At 43.1% G+C, this 21,025-nt stretch carries 17 protein-coding genes and 1 pseudogene; 12 read left to right on the top strand and 6 right to left on the bottom strand.

Going from position 1 to position 21,025, the window contains the following annotated elements:
• Positions 1-7: 7 nt before the first annotated feature.
• From B3Q63_RS01150 to B3Q63_RS01140, 3 genes are all read left to right on the top strand, one after another.
• Positions 8-1,699: an ABC transporter ATP-binding protein gene (locus tag B3Q63_RS01150; RefSeq protein WP_414706291.1), complete on the top strand. Its 1,692-nt coding sequence runs from the start codon at positions 8-10 to the stop codon at positions 1,697-1,699.
• A gap of 47 nt (positions 1,700-1,746) precedes the next feature.
• Positions 1,747-2,961 (top strand): low temperature requirement protein A, encoded by a 1,215-nt coding sequence (locus tag B3Q63_RS01145; protein ID WP_296172828.1) that lies wholly within the window; start codon positions 1,747-1,749, stop codon positions 2,959-2,961.
• Positions 2,962-3,248: 287 nt separating this feature from the next.
• The gene (locus B3Q63_RS01140) at positions 3,249-4,559 is read left to right on the top strand and encodes an iron-containing alcohol dehydrogenase (RefSeq protein ID WP_296172826.1); all 1,311 of its coding nucleotides are present in this window, start codon (positions 3,249-3,251) and stop codon (positions 4,557-4,559) included.
• A 122-nt stretch (positions 4,560-4,681) separates the two neighbouring features.
• Here the strand turns inward: B3Q63_RS01140 and folE are convergent, their stop codons facing one another.
• Positions 4,682-5,278, bottom strand: a complete 597-nt coding sequence (gene folE / locus B3Q63_RS01135) for a GTP cyclohydrolase I FolE (protein WP_183618337.1) — start codon at positions 5,276-5,278, stop codon at positions 4,682-4,684.
• A gap of 353 nt (positions 5,279-5,631) precedes the next feature.
• On the opposite strand from folE, the gene B3Q63_RS01130 reads away from it, so the two are divergent.
• Entirely contained in the window at positions 5,632-6,438 is an 807-nt protein-coding gene (locus B3Q63_RS01130; protein ID WP_068405263.1) for an enoyl-ACP reductase FabI, read from the top strand.
• A 109-nt stretch (positions 6,439-6,547) separates the two neighbouring features.
• Complete coding sequence (locus tag B3Q63_RS01125) at positions 6,548-7,246, top strand: YoaK family protein (RefSeq protein WP_201564990.1); 699 nt, start codon at positions 6,548-6,550, stop codon at positions 7,244-7,246.
• Positions 7,247-7,299: 53 nt separating this feature from the next.
• On the opposite strand, the gene B3Q63_RS01120 is transcribed toward B3Q63_RS01125, so the two are convergent.
• Positions 7,300-7,461, bottom strand: a complete 162-nt coding sequence (locus B3Q63_RS01120; protein ID WP_201564991.1) for a hypothetical protein — start codon at positions 7,459-7,461, stop codon at positions 7,300-7,302.
• 502 nt (positions 7,462-7,963) lie between these two features.
• Between B3Q63_RS01120 and B3Q63_RS01115 the strand changes: the two genes are divergently transcribed.
• From B3Q63_RS01115 to B3Q63_RS01095, 5 genes are all read left to right on the top strand, one after another.
• A complete protein-coding gene (locus B3Q63_RS01115; protein ID WP_201564992.1) occupies positions 7,964-9,385 on the top strand; it encodes an SLC13 family permease in 1,422 nt (473 codons plus the stop codon).
• A 172-nt stretch (positions 9,386-9,557) separates the two neighbouring features.
• The gene (locus B3Q63_RS01110; RefSeq protein WP_296172812.1) at positions 9,558-10,148 is read left to right on the top strand and encodes a DUF1543 domain-containing protein; all 591 of its coding nucleotides are present in this window, start codon (positions 9,558-9,560) and stop codon (positions 10,146-10,148) included.
• 1 nt (position 10,149) lies between these two features.
• Entirely contained in the window at positions 10,150-10,467 is a 318-nt protein-coding gene (locus B3Q63_RS01105) for a hypothetical protein (RefSeq protein ID WP_296172811.1), read from the top strand.
• 219 nt (positions 10,468-10,686) lie between these two features.
• Positions 10,687-15,015, top strand: a complete 4,329-nt coding sequence (gene hrpA, locus B3Q63_RS01100; RefSeq protein WP_296172808.1) for an ATP-dependent RNA helicase HrpA — start codon at positions 10,687-10,689, stop codon at positions 15,013-15,015.
• Between the two features lie 176 nt (positions 15,016-15,191).
• Positions 15,192-15,560, top strand: a complete 369-nt coding sequence (locus tag B3Q63_RS01095) for a hypothetical protein (RefSeq protein WP_296172806.1) — start codon at positions 15,192-15,194, stop codon at positions 15,558-15,560.
• 124 nt (positions 15,561-15,684) lie between these two features.
• Here the strand turns inward: B3Q63_RS01095 and B3Q63_RS01090 are convergent, their stop codons facing one another.
• A complete protein-coding gene (locus tag B3Q63_RS01090) occupies positions 15,685-17,097 on the bottom strand; it encodes an aspartate ammonia-lyase (RefSeq protein ID WP_201620297.1) in 1,413 nt (470 codons plus the stop codon).
• 530 nt (positions 17,098-17,627) lie between these two features.
• Positions 17,628-17,963, bottom strand: coding sequence for a hypothetical protein (locus B3Q63_RS01085; RefSeq protein ID WP_296172801.1), 336 nt, complete (start codon positions 17,961-17,963; stop codon positions 17,628-17,630).
• Between the two features lie 203 nt (positions 17,964-18,166).
• Between B3Q63_RS01085 and B3Q63_RS01080 the strand changes: the two genes are divergently transcribed.
• Positions 18,167-18,772, top strand: a complete 606-nt coding sequence (locus B3Q63_RS01080; RefSeq protein WP_296172798.1) for a class I SAM-dependent methyltransferase — start codon at positions 18,167-18,169, stop codon at positions 18,770-18,772.
• 40 nt (positions 18,773-18,812) lie between these two features.
• Here the strand turns inward: B3Q63_RS01080 and B3Q63_RS01075 are convergent, their stop codons facing one another.
• Both B3Q63_RS01075 and B3Q63_RS01070 read right to left on the bottom strand, forming a co-directional pair.
• Entirely contained in the window at positions 18,813-19,601 is a 789-nt protein-coding gene (locus B3Q63_RS01075; protein WP_296172795.1) for a DUF2071 domain-containing protein, read from the bottom strand.
• Positions 19,602-19,758: 157 nt separating this feature from the next.
• A complete protein-coding gene (locus B3Q63_RS01070; RefSeq protein ID WP_296172792.1) occupies positions 19,759-20,625 on the bottom strand; it encodes an AraC family transcriptional regulator in 867 nt (288 codons plus the stop codon).
• 191 nt (positions 20,626-20,816) lie between these two features.
• On the opposite strand from B3Q63_RS01070, the pseudogene B3Q63_RS01065 reads away from it, so the two are divergent.
• A pseudogene (locus B3Q63_RS01065) lies at positions 20,817-21,025 on the top strand (organic hydroperoxide resistance protein); the annotation flags it as partial.

The raw sequence follows: 21,025 nt of genomic DNA, 5'->3' as shown, positions 1-21,025 counted from the left end.
TGAGAATATGATAACCGCTAATATAACAACTGCTACTAAGCAAAAAAATTGTTTAAATGACAATCATAGCAATGCACAAAACAAGCTTATGCTGATAGTGGATAAGCTTAGTATTGCCAACACTCTTGGCGTGCCTTTAGTCGATAAGCTATCGTATGAGCTGCGGCAAGGACAAACACTTGCCATAGTTGGTGAGTCGGGCTCTGGTAAGTCGATTGCCAGTCTTGCGCTATTAGGTTTGCTACCCGACAGCTTGACCGTTACTGGCGATGTACAATTAGCAGATGTAACAGGAATGGTGACATTACCGGTAGCCAATGAAAAAGGGCGTAATGCGGCGCTGCGCTCTATTCGTGGTCGGCGTATCGGTATGGTATTTCAAGAGCCGATGACGGCGCTTAATCCACTACATACAGTCGGCAAACAAATTGCTGAATCATTGCATCTCAGCGGCGTAGCCAAAAAGCAATGGCGCGAAAAAAGTATCACCTTGTTAAATGATGTCAATATCAACGACCCTGCTGATAAGCTAAATCGCTATCCGCATGAGTTATCGGGCGGTCAACGTCAGCGAGTCATGATTGCCATGGCATTGGCGCAGCAACCTGATATTTTAATCGCTGATGAACCGACTACTGCGCTTGATGTGACCTTGCAACATGAGATTCTTGAGCTGTTAGATAACCTTAAGTGTCAGCATAATATGGCGATGATATTAATCAGCCATGATCTCAATTTGGTCAGGCGCTATAGCGATGACGTCATCGTCATGCGCCAAGGACACACTATTGAGCAAGGGCAAACTGCAGCAGTATTTAGCCAACCTAAAGCGGACTATACCCGCTCGCTTATCAAGCAAGACTTTGGACAGGCATTGGATTTATTCGCTGACAGCAGTAAGCAACCAACCGTATTGCAAGTCAGTAATTTACAAGTGCAGTTTCCGATTGAAAAAAGTTTGTTTGGCGGTACCAAACGCTGGTTTGATGCGGTAAAAAATGTCGATATGACCCTACAGAAAGGGCAGGCATTAGGTATCGTTGGTGAGTCAGGTTCTGGGAAAACCACGATTGCCCTTGCGCTAAGCCAATTACTTAGCAATCAAGCGCGTGTCAGTGGTCATATAATGGTCAATGGACAAGATATTACAGCATTGTCCAAACGTGATTTGCGCACCTTCCGCTCGCAAATTCAAATGGTATTTCAAGATCCCTTTGCCAGTATCAATCCGCGCATGACGGTTATGCAAATCGTCGAAGAAGGATTATTAGTACAAGGTGTTAATAAAGCAGAACGTCAGCAGGCGGTCATGGACAGTCTCACTACTGTACATTTGCCATTAGCGTTTGCGCAGCGTTATCCGCACGAGCTATCAGGTGGACAGCGTCAGCGCGTGGCGCTTGCCCGTGCACTCATTATGCGACCAAGTCTGTTGATATTAGATGAGCCAACGTCTGCGCTTGATAGCACTACGCAAGTCACTGTAGTTAACTTGCTACGTGAGATTCAAGAAAAATTGCAAGTCAGCTATGTGTTTATCAGCCACGATTTAAAAGTAGTCCGTGCTTTATGTCAGCATATGATGGTGATAAAAGACGGCTTGTGTATTGAGTCGGGTCGTAGTGAAGATGTGTTTAATAACCCAAAGCACCCGTATGCGCAGCAATTATTGCAGGCGAGTGTGATATGGACTAAGTAGGTTAGACTGAATAACTATACGAATTTAGAGAAATCGGAACTCACTACATGATAAGTAGGCTCAAAATAAAACCCATCCATGCTCGAGATACCAGCGAGCCAAACAGGCCATCAACCACGCTTGAGCTGTTGTTTGATCTGGTTTATGTGATTGCTGTCGCAGCCGCGGCACATGGGTTTTATAGTCGTTTAAGTGAGCATGACCTGTCAGGGTTTTTGACTTTTATTGTGGCGTTTTTTATTCTGTGGAATGCATGGACCAGCTTTACTTGGTTTGCATCAGGATATGACCCTGATGATTGGTTTTATCGTATCTCAGTGATGTTTCAGATGTTTGGTTCCCTGATGATAGCAGCCAATATCCATCAGTTTTATGAGCAAGGGCTGACATGGATTGGGGTCACGGGTTATGCCATTATGCGGCTGGCGAGTTGTAGTCAGTGGTGGCGCGTCTATCGACAAGTACCGGGTCACCAAAAGGTCGCTGGCCGCAGTATGGTCGGCTTGTTAACCCTGCAAGCCCTTTGGATAAGTTGGCTGTTTTTACCCGCATCATTACAAACGCCCGCTTTGTTTCTGTTTATCGCAGCAGAGCTACTCATGCCAGTATGGGCAAGATCAGAGCAGTTTAATAATTGGCATCCGGCACATATTGCCGAGCGTTACGGGCTATTGACCATCATTGTATTGGGCGAGGGCGTGGTAGGGGTTAGCAATACGATTCAATATTTTTTGACCAATTCATCCTCTGCTGCCAGCTCTATTATGTTTTTAGGCTCAAGCTTAGTCGCCTTGGTGTTTTCTTTATGGTGGCTATATTTCATCGTTCCTTTCGATACCATTTTAAATAAAGAACGCCGACGCCATGATTTGTTTTTATTTGGCTATGGTCATTTTTTTATCTTTGCCTCAATCGCAGGGTTAGGCAGTATGCTGAACTTGGTCACTGAGTCTGTCGCCGCGGATACTAGTGCTCCTGGCTATCAAATTATCTCCCAGCCATACGCAATGGGCATGTTAATGGGTATGCTGAGTGTGTTTTTATTAACGCTCACTATATTGCGCGAATTAATGTGTCGCAAATCGAGTCATAATGTCATCGCCATGCTTATTGCTTTAGTAATCATTGCGCTGAGCTATATGGCGGTCGTACAAGGACTGCCAATTACTTATGGTATTTGGCTGAGCATCTTGGCGCCTGTGGTGATGATTTGGTATTTTAATCAAGATAATAAGCAGTGGCTGGTCAAAGAAGCGGATTAATAGGACATGGCTAAGCTTATGATGATTATCAACTGACTGCTTAATAAGTAACAGTATAAGCAACAACATAAGCAACGACGTAGCGCTAAATAATCAGAACATCGCAGTTCATAATAATCGTAACATCCTAAAAATGGCGGTGGTACAATAAGTTTAAACAGTAGTTTGCTTTATGTAAATACTGATGCAGTATCTTTATTTTTTTTATTTTGACAGCGGTGATGATTCGCTGATTCAAGTTGTCGTTATTGCTAGTATTAGCATCATTAAAAAGGATTTTTATACCCATGAAAAAACAAAATACTATTTCTAAATTGGTCAGTAGCACGGGCTTACAACACGCCGGTTATTTGGCGGTTGCCAAGACGCGTGCCAAAGTGCTAAAAGCCTTTGCGTACGTTGTCCCTATCAGAAGACCTATGTTATTCGTCGGTGAGACCTCTTGTGAGGATTTGTGCGACATGCTCATCAATGAAGGCAATACCAATGTTTTTATCGTCACAGATGCGGTATTAAACAAACTTGGTATTCCTGCGAAAGTCACTGACTACCTAGATAGCAAAAATATCAGCTATAAAGTCTATGACGGCATTACCCCAGATCCTACTTTTAAAGTCGTCGAAGAAGGACTACGTAAGTCTGTCGACGCTAAGTGCGACTCAATTATTGCTATTGGTGGTGGTTCGGTCATTGATGCTGCTAAAATGATTGCCATGTCACAAGGCAATAACTGCAAGCCAAAACAGCTTATCGGTATCTTGAAAGCTAGAAAGCCTTCGGTTCCGCTTTATTGTATTCCGACCACAGCTGGTACGGGTTCAGAAGCGACTTTGGGTGCGGTAGTATCAGACGACAAAACCCATCAAAAAGCTCTGTCTATCGACCCAAGAATGGTGCCATTAGCCGCGGCTATTGACCCAGTTATTATGAAAGGTATGCCGGCGCATATCACAGCCGATACGGGTATTGATGTCTTAACGCATGCCTTAGAAGCTTGGATGAGTGCCAATGCCAGCGTCGAGACCGACTACTATGCCGCGTCTGCAGTTAAATCTGTGATGCAAAACTTACCCCTAGTTTATAAAGATGGCGGCAATCTTAAAGCCCGTGAAGAGATGGGTATCGCCGCTCATTATGGCGGTATCGCCTTTAATAAAGCCGGTCTTGGCTACGTCCATGCCATCGCTCACCAGTTAGGAGCGCATTATAGTATTCCTCATGGTCGCGCCAATGCCATCGTGCTGCCGTATGTGCTTGACGTCAATCGTAAAGGCAGCAAGAAAAGACTGGCAGAGTTGGCTCGTAAAACCGGTATGGTAAAATCGGGTCAAGCTAACAAGAGCGATAGCGACATTGCCGACCATCTCATCGCGCAAGTACGCGAATTGATTGCCACTTTACATATCGATCCAACCGTTAAAGGCATGCAAAGCAGTGATTTTGATAACATTGCCAAAGCCGCGGCTAAAGAAGTCAGCGATACTTATGCAGTACCGACTTATCTGTCTGCTTCTGAAATCAAGGCTATTTTAACTAAGATTCAACAAGCCAGTGATGAGCACGCAAGTCGTGACTCAAAAAATGATAAGGTGGCTTAATAACTCTCATTAACAATCTCTAATTAACAACCTTTATAAATAAAAAAGAGCATATTGCTAATATGGCAATATGCTCTTTTTTTGCTTTTATTTCTGTCGCTGGTTTTTATCTTGATTGATATTTAAAAAGCAGGTTTACGCTTTGGCACCGCATCTAAGAACTCGTTACGTGCTTGATTGTCGTGTACGTATTCGCCCAGCATCGCTGTACTGCGCGTGGTTGAATGCTGTTTATTCACGCCGCGCATCATCATGCACATGTGCGCTGCATCCATGACCACCGCCACACCGCGGCAACCCGTCACATCCATAATCGTTTGTGCCACTTGTTCGCTTAAATTTTCTTGGATTTGCAAACGACGGGCAAACATATCGACGATACGAGCGAATTTTGATAGCCCTAATACGTGACCATTCGGCAAGTAGCCGATGTGCGCGACGCCATGAAACGGCAACATATGATGCTCACATAATGAATAAAATTCAATGTTTTGCACCAAGACCAATTCACGATTGGTCGATGGGAATACCGCGCCATTGACGACTTCATCCAAGCTTTGATGATAACCCTTAGTCAAATGCGCAAACGCTTTTGCTGCACGCGTTGGGGTATCTTGCAAGCCGGGACGCTCTAAGTCTTCGCCAGTCGAGGTGATTAGCTGACGATAAGATTCGACACTTTCTTGAAAATCTGATGCTAGTGTTGGGGTATTGCTCATAAGTTTGGCAGCCATCCAAAATGTGGGTGTAGCTTAACGCTAAATCCTTGGTTACAAACAACGGTTGTAACGGATTTTTATAAAAATTGTGCAAGCTGGGAGGGCTGTGATTATACTTGAAATCCGCTCAACTTCATACTGCTGTGGTCAGTAGATAATCGTTTTATCCATATTAGATGGTACTATTAAAAGAGAATAGGTGTTCATACAGTGTAAGTAAATACAGTATACGAGTGTTTACTTAAATCAATTCGTGTATAATGAGTCATCTTTTAACTTGTGCTTTTACTCGCTATTTGTGCGCGAGCTATTAAAAATAATCTATCATTTAAATCGATTTACAGGGAAATATTATGCTACTACAAGGACAACGCTTTGTCGTTACTGGCATTGCAAGCAAGCTTTCTATCGCTTGGGCAATCGCTGAAGCCCTACATCGTGAAGGCGCGTCGTTAATTCTCACTTATCCAAACGATAAAATTAAAAAACGGGTCGATATGGCCGCGGAAGCCTTTGAAGCTGACTTGGTACTTGAGTGTGATGTGGCATCGGATGAGTCGATTGCGGCATGTTTTGAGCAAGTGACCGCGCATTGGGGCGATGGTATTGATGGCGTGGTACACGCGATTGGCTTTGCACCGATGGATCAATTGGATGGTGATTTTGTCAATGCCACCACTCGTGAAGGCAGCCAAATTGCCCATGACATCTCAAGCTATAGCTTTGTGGCATTGGCCAAAGAAGCGCGCGCTTTGTTGGCCATGCGCCATGGTTCTATGCTGACCTTGACTTATGAAGGTAGTATTTCAGTATTGCCAAATTACAACGTCATGGGCATGGCAAAGGCCAGTTTAGAGGCCAGCGTTCGCTACCTTGCCACTTCGATGGGCGGTGAAGGTATCCGTGTCAATGCGATTTCTGCTGGACCTATTCGTACCCTTGCGGCAAGCGGCATCAAATCGTTCCGTAAAATGCTTGATATCAGTGAAAAAATCGCCCCGCTACAGCGTAATATTACTCAGACTGAAGTCGGTAATGCGGCGCTTTTCTTGTTATCACCGTGGGCATCTGGTATCACCGGTGAGATTATGTTTGTGGATGCAGGTTTTAATACCGTTGCCATCAGTGAGCAATTAATGATGCTTGATGAGACAAAATAATTGTTTTAATCAAGGGTAATATGAGTTAAGACGTAAGGAAGGCAGCCAATTGGCTGTCTTTTTTGGTTATAATAGGGGCTTTTTGGTAATAAGCCATAAAGCGACGAATATGATAACCAAATTACCAGGATGGATATTGTGGGGCGGCGCTGTGCTGGCATTCAGTGCAGGCTGCGTCAATACAGCAGCATTAATGGGCTTTACTAATTTATCTGTCTCGCATGTGACGGGTAACGTTAGCTTATTTTCAGCCGCGATTGCCCATTTAGACGGCCGCAGTATTTTATATATCGGTGCGCTACTGTTGTCTTTTTTGGCAGGGGCGGTATTGAGCGGCTATGTGATTGGTCAACGGTCATTAAAATTAGGTCGGCGTTACGGCACGGCGCTTTATATTGAAGCGGCGTTGTTATTGATGAGCTACTGGTTATATCAGCAGCATGATTATTTAGGGCAATTGGCGGCGGCAATGGCGTGCGGGTTGCAGAATGCGATGGTTGCCACTTATAGCGGGGCTGTTATTCGCACCACGCATTTGACCGGTCTAACCTCTGATATGGGCGCTGCAATCGGCAATTGGTTGGCTGGTCGTCGTATCAGTAAGCCGACACTGGGCTTTCAGGCAATTATTTGGTACAGCTTTAGCGGTGGCGGAGCGGTCGGAGCATTTTTATATGCCAAAGTCGGCTATGGGGCGTTATTTGTCCCTATCACCATTGTTTTGTGCGCGGCATTTATTTATAACTATGTGTCAGATCGTCTGCCAGAAAAAAGACAGCCAAGACGCAAAAAGCACCCATCTACTTGATGGGCGCTTTTATTTTAATGTTATTACTTAAATAAGCTTAATTCTTAGATAAATTATTTCTCGTCTTCTTCATGATTTTCATGTTCATGCAAACCTTGCATCATATCCAGTGCAGAGTCATCAGTGCGCTGTTGGTCTTTTTTGGCCAAGCCATCTTGGTTGATGTCTTTTGGTGCCATTTTAGTGGTCGAGTCGGTTTTATTTGAGTCTGTCATAAAGTACTCCTAATTATTTTTATCAACTTCCAATAAAAAACGTTATAAGAATTTAATAAGTAACGTTTATTGGTGTTTGGTTTTATAGCGACTCATTTAGTATGGGATAGCAGCATGTGCTTGTACATATACAGTGTACGCTTGTTTAGTGACGATGTGTAACGGCACCTCACACGGTTTAATGCTGGATAAGGCTAATTAGCTATAAGGGTTTAAAAGCACTTCAGCTAACGAGAAAAATTTATCTTGGCAACGTATTGACTAAGGTGCATTCATTTTAGTTTATTAAAAATCACAATGCATTAAAATCAATTCTTTACCTTTGATATAACCATATCTATTGCAAATTTAATAACCGCTTTGTTCCATCAGTTTTTTGTTATATATCTGTTATGATGTCGGCGTCTTTTTAGTGGTTGCCGATGAATGAATGGCAAATCGCTAAAATGCATCTTTATTTTAGCGTCTTTTTACACCGTCTTTGGGAAAATAAGGACATTTTATGTCAGAGCAAAAACTAGATAGCCATCTTCCTGATGATGGCAACGAGTACTTATTTACCGATACCTTTCCAAAGGGTACCGGTAAAGGACTGATAGTAGTCGCTATTGCGGCGGTTATCAGTATGATTATTTATAATGTATTGCCGTTCGATATCAATGCCAATAAAGGCCTAGCGGTGTTGTTTTTCATCGGTGTGCTGTGGCTGACAGAGGCGGTACACGTCACGATTACCGCGCTTTTAGTGGTCGTCGTCGGAGCGCTTATTGGCATTCCAGAATTCGATGCGGAAATCGGTTTACAAAGCTTTGCCAATCCGACCATTTATTTATTCTTTGGTGGTTTTGCTTTGGCTGCGGCACTACACGTGCAGCAACTGGATAAAAAAATCGCGCTAAAGATTTTATCGATGTCAGGCGGCAAACTCAGTACGGCGGTATTTTTAATATTTGGCGTGACCGCATTTTTGTCAATGTGGATATCAAATACCGCCACCGCTGCGATGATGTTGCCACTGGCACTCGGTATTTTGACCCAAGTTGACCGTGAAAAAGACCGTGGTACCTTTGTATTTGTACTGCTAGGTATTGCTTACTCAGCGAGCCTTGGTGGTTTGGGTACCATCGTTGGTTCACCGCCAAACGCTATCGCGGCAAAGGCGCTCAACATTGCCTTTGTGGACTGGATGAAGTTTGGTGTACCGATGATGCTGGTGCTATTGCCACTATTATTGGGTGCGATGTATCTGTTTCTTAAACCCAACCTCAATCGTAAAATTGTACTGGTTGAAGACGAGCCTATCGCATGGAATAAACCGCGTGTGGTTACGATTATCGTCTTTATCGTCACTGCATTGAGCTGGATATTCTCTAAGAAAATCGGTGCTGCACTGGATATTACTGATACCGATGCCGTTATTGCCTTATCAGCTGCTGCCGCTGTGGTCAGCTTGGGCTTGGTATCTTGGAAGCAAGTGTCTGACAATACCGATTGGGGCGTGCTCATGCTATTCGGTGGTGGTATTGCGCTATCAACGATTTTGAAAGTGTCAGGTGCATCTTTAGTATTGGGTGAAACGGTCGCCAATGCGCTGTCGTCAGCACCGCTTATCGTGGTGATGATTGCGGTATCAGCATTTATCATCTTCTTGACAGAATTTGCTTCTAATACGGCTTCTGCAGCCTTGTTGGTGCCAGTATTTGCAGCTATTGCCGAGCAGATGGGTCTGCCACACGAAGTGTTGGTATTGGTCATCGGTATTGGGGCATCGTGTGCCTTTATGCTACCGGTTGCGACTCCGCCAAACGCGATTGTCTTTGGTACGGGGCTGATTAAGCAGAACGAGATGATTCGTACGGGTGTTATCCTCAATATCATTGCTACCTTTGTGGTCGGATTGTGGGCTTATTTCTTCTTAATATAGCCTCGCAATCAAGTTCATCATAACTCCTAAAACCCGATGTTTAAGCGCTTAAACATCGGGTTTTTTGTTCCCTTTTATTTTTAATGCCTGTATAACTAAAGCATGTCACCGTTTTTAAAGTAAGGACATGCTCAAACCATAAGTTTTATATATCTAATAAGGACTATATAACATGCTAACACTGTTTATGGTGCAACTTGGTGGCCGCCCTAAAGGTCGTTTGATTGAGCAGCACGATATATTTTTTGGCGTGGCTAATGAAGTCAGCGAGTTGATAGACGATATCAACCATCATTGGCCGGAAGTCAAAAATAAATGGCATATTGATTCGTATCGAGCGATTAGCAAAGTCGATAATTATGCGATTAAATTGGTTGAATCAAGTAGCCAAGCAGAGAGTGCCAACGATTTAAAGCTATTCTTTATCAATTTAGGTGGCTATCAGCAGGGCAGTTTTGAGGAGTTTCATCACAAGCTACTTATCGTTGCTGCTACTCAAGCGGACGCCATTAAGCAAGCAAAGCAGAGCGAGTTTTATAAGCAGTTCACTTATAAAGATAAAGACTCACCTTTCAACGCCGCCTCGCATATCGATGATAAGTTTGAGGTAGATATTGATGATATTTATAACGTCAATAACCTTATTTCAAACGTTCAGCTGTTAATTGAGCCTATGGCTAATGATAGTCATGAGCTTGTGAATGCTGATGATAAAGAGTACGTTGGTTATCTGAGTATCAAGAATTTAAGGAAGTTAGCATAATATGGCTTTAAATATGTATTTTAAAAACGGCATCATTCGCAAAACGCGTTGCCAGATACCTGATGAGTTATTGACCACGCTTTATCAGGTTCATAATAATGCCAATTTTCCGCAATTGACGTGGTTAATTGATAATCTTTATGAAAATCCGCAGATTCAGCCTGACGTCGCTAAGTCATTAGCCGATGAGGTGGTCGCGTTTGAGAGATTAATACTTTCGTTGCACCTGCCTTTTCCTATGGTGCCATTGCAAAAGCTCCATACCTTCTTTACGAGAGCTGCGACTAGTCGACAGCTCATTCATACCAGTAACGCTTAATTTTACTCTTTAGGCCGTTTTTATTAGTTTTAGGGCGTGCTTGATGGCTTAACCATGGTCATGAAAAGAGCTATTACATTATCAATGCCATCAAAGCTAGGGCTCTCAAAACTGATAAAAGATTTCAATGTGTCAACCAAGCACCATAACCATCTTGAATCATGCCCAAATTACCCCCATAATCTAAACACTTCCAAATAATAAATAGCCTAAGTAAATATGCCCAATACTTCTAAGAATGTCTCAGAAATGCCTACTGAAAACACCGCCAATGAACGAAACACCAGTGCCCTTAGCCCCAATCAGTCAAGTAATGAATCAAGTAAAATTGCAAACTTAGATAATGATGACTCAAATCTTACGGCAAACACTGATAATGCATCTTTGCAAGCTAAGGTTGCTGCTGATTTACCCGTGCTGGCAAAAGACAGCTATTTTCTTAGCCGCTTAGAGGGTGAGCTGGCGCGGGCTGCTGTGGCTAACAATAAGAGAGATAAAAAAGATGCTGATAATAAAGCAGAAGATGGGCTAGCCAAAAAACGTGCCCAATATGACAAGATAAAAACCCGCTCACAGCAAGCGGTGCAGGCACGTATGGATAGTATTCCAGACAAATTGGCTGAAAAGCTGAATCTTGATTTGCCCGTGAGTCAACGTGCTGATGATTTAATCCAAGCTATTATTGATAACCAAGTGATTATTGTCGCAGGCGAGACGGGCTCTGGTAAGACGACGCAATTGCCGAAATTGGCGATGTTGGCAGGTCGCGGTATTACGGGGCAAATAGGGCATACACAACCAAGACGACTGGCTGCTAGAAGTGTGGCAAACCGTATCGCTGAAGAATTGGGCGAGCAGCTCGGTAATACGGTCAGCTTTAAGATTCGTTTTAATGAACAAGGCACAGCGCAATCTGTCGTGAAGCTCATGACCGATGGTATTTTGCTGGCGGAATTGGGGCATGATCGGTTTTTAAGTAAGTACGACACCATTATTATTGATGAAGCCCATGAGCGTAGCTTAAACATTGACTTTATTATGGGTTACCTGAAAAAACTGCTGCCTAAGCGCCCTGATTTAAAAGTCATTATTACCTCTGCAACCCTTGATACTAAGCGTTTTAGCGAATACTTTAGTCGTTATGATAATAAGCTCAAGCGTAATGTGCCTGCGCCGATTTTTAATGTCGAAGGTCGTAGTTTTCCCGTAGAAGTTCGTTATCGCCCGTTGACTGATGAGCCAGTGAATAGCTCGGATGATGACAGCTATGATGATTTTGAAGAGAATCTGCCTCGCGCGGTGGTTGCCGCAGTGGAAGAATGCTTTAGTGATGCACAAAACAAAGGTCATGCTGATCAAGCAGATATTTTAATATTTGCGGCGACAGAAGCTGAAATTCGTGAGCTCCAAGAGGTACTTGAGCGTCATGGGCCAAAACATACCGAAGTGCTGCCACTATTTGCACGGCAGACCTATGAAGAGCAGCAACGTATCTTTCAGCCCTCAGGTCGCGGTCGGCGTATCGTTATCGCCACCAACGTTGCCGAGACTGCGCTGACCGTACCCGGCATTCGCTATGTCATTGACTTAGGATTTGCGCGGATTTCGCGTTATTCGTATCGCTCACGCGTACAGCGTTTACCGATTGAAGCCATCTCACAAGCAGCAGCCAATCAGCGTAAAGGTCGCTGCGGTCGTGTTGCGCCGGGCGTCTGTATTCGTCTGTATAGTGAAGAGGATTTCACAGGTCGTCCTGAATTTACGGAACCTGAAATTTTACGGACCAATCTTGCATCCGTTATTTTACAGATGGCCAATCTGCGCTTAGGTAGTGTTGATGATTTTGCCTTTATTGAGCCACCTGATAGCCGCTTAGTTACTGATGGGCATAAGCTGCTCGATGAGTTAGGCGCGATTACCTCTAAAAATGAAGCCTCTTCTGCTAAGCAAACCAACAAGCCCAAAAAAGGTCTCGACCATCTGGTTCTGACACCGACTGGGCAAAAAATGGCACGTATGCCAATCGACCCAAGGCTGGCACGTATGTTGGTTGCTGGTTCTGACTTTGATTGTATCCGTGAAATGCTCATTGTCGTTGCGGCGCTTGCCGTACAAGATCCGCGTGAGCGTCCGGTAAATAAGCGCCAGCAAGCCGATCAAAAGCACGCGGAATTTCGTCAAGATGACTCTGACTTTTTATTCTATTTAAGTCTCTGGAAAGCCCTGTTTGAAAAAGACGAAGACGGCAATAAGCTGTCTGGTAATCAGCGTAAGAATTTTACCAAGAAAAACTATCTGAGCTTCCCGCGTGTCCGTGAATGGGACCAAACCCATCGCCAGCTGGTACAAATGGTGACCGAGCTTAAGCTGACGGATGTTAAGGATGCAAAAACTGCTGATAAAGGTAGTAATAAAAAGGCTTCGTTAGAGAACGTTACGAGCGATCCTACTGCGATTGAAGATGAAGAACTCAAAGCCGTTAAATATGCCAATTTACATCGCGCATTACTAACAGGATTATTGTCTACGATTGCGCATAAGACCGAAAATCGCGGTGAGTATCTTGCTGCGCGCCAGCAAAAAGCCAAAATCTTCCCAGCCAGTACGGTGTTTAAACAAGTACCGCCTTGGGTCATGGCTTTTGAAGTGGTTGAAACCTCGCAAGTGTTTATGCGCACCGTTGCCAAAATTGAGCCGGAATGGATTATCTCAGCGGCAGGTGACCTATTAAAATATCACTACTTTGAGCCGCATTGGTCGAAGAAGACGGGGCGTGTCAAAGCCTATGCGCAGATTAGCTTGTTTGGTCTGATTATTATCAGTAAGCAGCTGACCAACTATGAGCAAGTCAACTTAGCTGAGTCGCGAGAAATCTTTATCCGCGATGGTTTGGTGACTGGTAATTTAGGTCGGCAAGCGCCATTTTTACAGCATAATATGGATAAAATCGCTGATATTGAACGCATTGAAGACAAATTGCGTCGCCGTGATTTATTGGTTGATGAAGAAGCGCTGTATCAGTTTTATGATAAAAAAATCCCCGAACATATTGCCAGCCGCAAAGCGTTTGAGGATTGGCGTGCCGAGGTAGAGAAAAATGATGCTAAGCATCTATTCTTTACCGATGATGACGTGCTTAATAGCCAAGCGCCAACCACAGGCGATTTCCCAGAAGTGTGGAAATTGGGTGATTTAAAATTACCGCTACGCTATGTCTTTGATCCGTCAAGCGATGATGATGGCGTGACCATTCGTGTGCCACTGGTGGCGCTACCGCAGCTCGATGCGATTGAGCTATTGTGGGGCGTACCCGGCTGGCGTTATGAGCTGGTATTACAATTGCTCAAGTCATTGCCTAAAGACATTCGCCGTCAAATTGTACCGATTCCTGACACCGCCGATAGCTTGTTCGATGAATTGCAGCCCGCTGGTGGTCAAGGACTGCTTAAGCAGCTTTGCCAAGCCCTAAATCGTCGCGGCATTATGTCGGTGACACCAGATAGCTTTAACCCTGCTAGTATTGATCGCTATTTGCAGCCGCAAATCTGCGTTGTTGATGACAAAAACCGCATTATCGAAAAAGGTCGCGACCTACAAACGCTACAAATTCGCCACGCTAGTGAAACCCGTCAAGCGGTGAATGAGCAGCAAGGCACGCACACCGAATTCCCTGAGCATTTTGCCTTTAGCAAAAACCATCATAGTGCAGGCGTGGTGATGAAGCAGTTTGCTGCCTTGGTCGCAGACGCGTCAGGTGAAGCGGTATCGATTCATCAATATACCGATGTCAATGCGGCGTTGCAGGCGCACCGTATCGGGGTTTTAACTTTGATAAAAGGTAAGCTTGGCGCGAAGAAAAAACAGCTGACCAGTCAAATTGATAAGATATTCAAATTGGCATTTGCGCCACTTGGGGATATGGAGAAGCTAAAAACCATCGTTATCGATGCGGCATTGGATGCGGCGCTTGAAGAGCATTATGTGTTATTTGATCATAGTGCTGATTTACCTGAAAGTGCTGATGATACTGCCATAGCCCTTGCTGAAGAATTGCCTTTCACGCCAGAAGAGTATGAAAAAACCTTGGAAGTAGTGGCAGGCAACTTCCTATTAACCGGTCAAAACGTGATAAAAACGCTTAAAAATGTCTATACCCGTTGGCAGCGTATCCGTCAGAGTTTGCTCATGCTTGATAGAGAGATATTTGGCGAGTCTATCGAAGATATCGAAGATCAGCTAGAGGACTTGCAATTGGCTGACTTTGTTTATCGCATGGATTATAGCCATTGGCAGCAGTATCCACGCTATCTGGAGGCGCTGGAGATTCGTATCGAACGCCTTGAGCATAATATTGAATCCGACCTTGAAGGTGTCTATGCCCTTGATGTGCACATGGAGCGGCTGGCAAATCGTGCCAACGATAAAGCCATCAGCGAGTATCGCTGGATGGTTGAGGAATATCGCATTCAGCTCTTCGCGCAACCGATGAAAACCCGCATGGCAGTATCACCGAAGCGTTTAAGCAAGATGTGGGATAAGATGAGTTAAGGCTCGATTTGAGCTTTAAAAGTTGATAATTGACAACCTATGACAATTATCTTGTATAGCTCTTCATTCTAATCGATAATATTTGATTAAAATGAAGAGCTATTATTGTTTTACACCAAATTTTTCTGAGCTTTACACAATAGATTGATGTAATTTTTTTAGCAGGGTAAAAAATAATGATTAAATTTAGACTGATAATATTAGGATTTGCATCAACTATATTTATTATTACGGGCTGTGATGAAACACAAGCCAGTAATAATAAAAACGTGAAGGAATTGACGCCAACAAGCGTGCAAAAAGAAGTGCAGTTACGGGGCGACTTCAAAAGAAGCTTTGAGGTTTATGAGTTGGCCTCTAATGACATCACTTACTACGTGTCAGATCCAAAGCAATTATTAATGAAAGATTCGAAGAGTATCAATCAAAAAGGCTATTACAAATATTTCGAAACTTGCGTCGTTGGCAAAATCAGTTCTATTGGTAAATATGGCCCTCTAGGCAAATATCAAAATCAAATAACTGTCCGTGAAATTTGCGTGTAGTTTTGATAGTGCAAGTTATTGAATGGATGCACCTTCCAATTCTAAGTAACTAACCCTCATTATCAATAAAAAAAGGCCAGATTAGCAATCGCTAACCCAGCCTGTTTATTTAACTAAAGACAGATTACAGTAAGGCTCTAACCTTTGGATATACCATATTGGCAGGAGACAAGATATCATCTAGCGTCTCTTTATCCATCAGTTTTTCTTCTAATACGATGTCATACACACTACCACCAGTCTCTTGTGCTCTTCTTGCGACAAAAGAAGACGCATCATAACCAAGATGCGGGTTCAGCGCAGTGACCAGTCCGATATTATTGAATACCTCGACGCTACACGCCTCATTATTCATCATCAAGCCATCGATACAGCGAGTAGCAAACATCTCACAGATATTGGCAAGCATGCTCATACCGGTAAACAAGTTAAAGGCAATCACTGGCTCAAAAACGTTTAGCTGTAGCTGACCATTTTCTGACGCCATAGCGATAGTATGATCGATACCCATCACATGGAAGCAAGCTTGATTGACCACTTCTGGGATAACCGGGTTTACTTTACCCGGCATAATTGAGCTACCAGGCTGCATTTCAGGCAAGCGATATTGCGCCAAACCTGCACGCGGACCTGAAGACTGCAAACGTAAATCATGGGCAATCTTAGATAAACGGGCGGCAAACAGACGTAAATTGCCAGACAGTGCAACATAAGCACTGGTATCTTGCGTGGCTTCAATCAAGTCTTCAGCGATATAATAAGGTCTGCCAGTCAGCTCTGATAAGCTCTTGGCAACTTCTTCAGAATAGCCAGCTGGGGCATTCAAACCGGTACCAATCGCTGTGCCACCCATATTGATTTCATGAAATAGCGCGCGAGTAGCTTCGATGCGCTCCATCTCTTTTTTTATCATGGTTGCAAAGGCATTAAACTCTTGACCTGCCGTCATAGGTACCGCATCTTGTAAATGGGTGCGACCCATTTTTAATTGATCAGCAAGCTCAACGCTTTTTTTCTTCAGGCTTGTGTGCAATATAGCCATCTTATCTAACAGGCGCACGCAATAATCGTCCAAAGCGACATTCATCGCCGTAGGGTAGGCGTCGTTGGTCGATTGTGACAGGTTGACATCGTTATTTGGATGCACATGCTGATAATCGCCTTTTTCATAACCGAGGATTTCTAGTGCTCGGTTGGCAATCACCTCATTGGCGTTCATATTGGTTGACGTACCTGCGCCGCCTTGGAACATATCTACGATAAACTGGTCGTGATATTTATTATCGATTAAGTCATCGCACGCTGCTGCAATAGCGTCTTTAACCGTGTCATTTAGTACGCCTACTTTGTTATTGGCGATAGCCGCCGCTTTTTTAACGGTAGCGAAAGCACGAATAAAGGTAGAAAACTGATTTAAGCGCACACCACTGACGGTGAAGTTTTCAAAAGCACGTAAAGTTTGGATGCCATAGTAAGCATCAGCAGGGACGTCACGATAGCCGAGTAGATCATGTTCTTGGCGAGTAGCAGTAGTCATTCAATAAAATTCCTTTCAATAAAAAGCCCTGATTAAGACGCAGTGAGACCGTCATTTATTAAAATGACAGTGGTTGCATCACATTGGTAAATCAATTCAATCAACATTCAAGCATAAGCCTTTTACAAGGCGATTAATAATGAATATTTATTGTATTATGCATAATAAAACAAAAAAGTTTATATCATAAACGGTTGATGATAAATGCTTGTAATTAGGCAAATGGGTTGAGCCATATGCTTAACTGCCGTGCAATGCTAACCCAAGTCCTCACCCTTAATTCAGATTACACTCAATCAAGTAGGGCAAGTAAGCTATGTAAGTATGGTAGGGTAAGTGGTTAGCGATGATAATTACTGATATAAGCACGAGTAAAAATATAGGCAAGTATCTACTGTACTATGTTTAGACGATTAAAGCGATAAGGCGTTGCACCTTATACCTTATAAATTCACAAGCAAAGACGAGGCGTTCTGTCTTTGCTCTAATGATTACGCTAAATATTCAGGTTTCAGGTTTATGAATGAGCTTTAGGGTTTTGCTCTTATATTTTCCGTAAGCACGCCCATACCATAAAACAAGAAGGCGATAAGCGTCAAGGCGACGATAAATGGCGTCAACAGCCAAATCAAAATATTGATTAATAATGACGATAATAAGCCATTAAAGATAATCGTATGAGGCGCGATAAAGTCTGAAACGACATCGACGGCACGCTTAGCAACCGGGAAGAGTAGGGTGCTGATGGCCAAAATATAGATATATTTTGCAAAGTTAGGATTGCTTGATAGGACAATGAAGTGAAATCCCAAGTAATACATGATACCTAATGCCCAACATTTGAGGGTGTAGCTTAAACGAATCATGTGACTTCCTCCCCAATATACTTGTGATTTTATACTGCATTAAAAGCACGTCAATAAATGCGGAATAATGAATATATTATATATGTTATATTATGAATACATGGGTAAAGTCAATGGTTTTCTACACTCACTGTTTATTTGCTCGCTATTTATATACATATTTTATAAATAGCCTAAGCAATAATATACTAAAGGAATGAGATATGTGGAACGAGCGCTATAACGAAGCAGAGTATATCTTTGGTACCGAACCTAATGATTTTTTAAGAGATACATTTAAGGAAATAGCAGCAGGTGGTAAGGTTTTATGTTTGGCTGAAGGCGAAGGTAGAAATGCGGTATTTTTGGCGGAGCAAGGCTACGAAGTGACCGCCATGGATATGTCTGAAGTAGGTTTGAATAAGGCATTAAAGCTGGCGCAAGATAGAGGCGTGGAGATTAAGACACAGGTTGCCGATTTAGCCGACTATGAGTTTGGCGAAGCACAGTGGGATGGTATCGTTTCTATTTGGGCGCATTTGCCTACAGCCATACGCCAGCACGTTCACGCTCAGATTGTACAAGCGTTAAAGCCGAATGGGATATTTCTCCTTGAGGCTTATACCGAACAGCAGCTAACCATGAATGCTGTCGGCGGACCTCCTGCAACGCAAAAAGAGCGCTTTGGTTCGTTAGCAGTCTTGCGTGCCGAGCTGGCAGAGTTAGAAGAAATAACGGGTATCGAAAAGCAGCGCATGATTTCAGAAGGTAAGCGCCATCAAGGTTTGAGTGCGGTGGTACAGTTTGTTGCCAAAAAAACAGATAGTTAATTATTGAGTTAGTCAATTATCCAACTATCTAATTATTCAGTTATCCAACAACCTTTGGCGGCAGATAAATAGTAAATGTATTTAATGGCTCAATGAGCACGCTATAAGGGTGATTTTGCTCTGAAGTGGTGACAATCCCTAAGTCTGATAATAGCTTGAAATTGGCAGAAATAACAGATGCTGGCTGTACTTCAAGTCTCTTATGCCAAACCCGATAAGTACCAAGCTTGCCATCACGGCGATGATAAAATCCTGCCAGCGGGTGAGTCAAATAAACAAGCGCCGATTCAGTATCGGGGAAACCTGAAAATGAAAAAGACTCCTCTGTATTTTGTGCAAGCGATACCGAAGCCGCTGCCCATTCTGATTCAGCGTTTACCGAATACTTTACATACTTGCCAGTTGCGTCATCAAATTGACAATCAAAAGTCATTTTCGCGCTATGCCAAGGCAGACTCCATAAGTATCTGGGCACTGCTAAAGTCCAAGAATCTAAAGTCGTGCCCAAAAACCACACACAGCGCTCACCCGTTTCTGTATCGATGATATAGATACGATAGTTGGTCTGTCCCATGGTGAATGCTGGAAAAGGATAAACAGCAGAAGTAAAATCAACATCGATAAAGGGTACCACAGAGATTAAACCTTTTTCTTCACCGTCTACCATTACCGTATCGAGCTTAAACTTAGCAGGAAATATCCCCTCAAACCTATCTGCTGGCACTGCATACGTGATAATAGAAAAATGCTTTAAGCCGCAGACAACGTCGAGGCCTGTCGGCTTAGGTCTATCATGTAAATAATCCTTAAAACGTCGTAGTTCCTGCACGATATTTCCTTATAAGTATTAATTTTAGGCGCTAATTTATAAACGTTATTGTCAGTTGTGATAATACAGATAATGATTATATTTATGGATATAAATGATGGGCTGACGATTCATTTCAGTTGTTTAATTCTAAGTATTAAATTCTGGTTATTAAATTCTAGGTCTTTAATTCACTGCTTGGGCTTACCCCAAATAGCCGTTTATATTCTCGGCTAAATTGGCTCGGGCTTTCATAACCAACTTGCATGGCGATTTGCGATATCTGAAAGTCATTTGCCTGAATCAGACGCCGGGCTTCCATGAGTCGCAAACTCTTTTGATATTGTAACGGGCTTAACTGAGTAATTTCTTTGAAGTGATGATGAAACCCCGAAACACTCATACCGCAGCGACTGGCCAATTCCTCTACAACAACTGCCTCATTTAGATGCGTCTTTATCCAATCGGTAGCTTGGGTGATACGGTGCGTATGGCTGCCATTGACTACCAGTTGGCGTAGTTTATTGCCTTGCTCTGCTATAAGCAGGCGATAGTAAATCTCTTGCTGAATTAATGAGGCAAGAAAGTCGATATCGTCTGGATAGTCAAGCAAGTGTATAAGGCGCTCAAATGCCCCCAGTATGGTGCTGTCCAATTGCCACTTTATTCCTAAGTGATTAGCAGGTTCAAGTGCTTCGGGCTGTTTGGGCGGTATTTTTGCTAAAACCTCACCAATCATGGCAAGGTTTAATTTCATAGACAGCACAATGACCGGATGCTCTACCGATGCGTGCTTTATATGCATGCTTAAAGGAATATTGACCGGACAAAACATCAGATTGCTCTTATCAAACTTTTGGCAATCTGCACCTAAATAAATCTCACGTGCGCCTTGCAAGACGATACAAATACTGGGTTCTTGGATATAACTGATGGCTTTACTGGGTTTATCTGCACAGTAAAAAAATAAGCCTGAAATAGCAGATTGAATGGTTTGGTTTCTAGGCAAGAGGGAGAGTAGTTGCTCAATAGTTGATTGGTTCATTAGGCTTTCTTATTTTCTTTAATTGCTCGATACTATAGATATTTGTAGAATTAGGCAAGACGTTTGGAGCTATGTTCTAACGGATTGTCCTACATACTCCTATAATAGCTTTATTGGAAATGACCAAGCGCTACTGCTAATGCTAGCGCTAAACACAATAAACTATCTAAAACATAGCTGAGGAATCAATCATGAAAATATTTTATAAAACTCGCGCCACTGCAACCGGTGGTCGTTCTGGACATACCGGTCTTGACGATGGCTCATTGGGTTTTGATTTGGTCTCGTTTCAAGAAAAGGACAAAGAGGGCGTCAATCCAGAACAGCTTTTTGCCATGGGTTACGCCGCTTGTTTTGATAGCGCCTTAAACCTGACAGCTCAACAAATGAAACTGCCAAT

The organism is Psychrobacter sp. UBA2769, from assembly GCF_002352555.1.
Taxonomy (GTDB): Bacteria; Pseudomonadota; Gammaproteobacteria; order Pseudomonadales; family Moraxellaceae; genus Psychrobacter; species Psychrobacter maritimus.
This window is presented reverse-complemented; position numbering and strand designations above follow the sequence as displayed.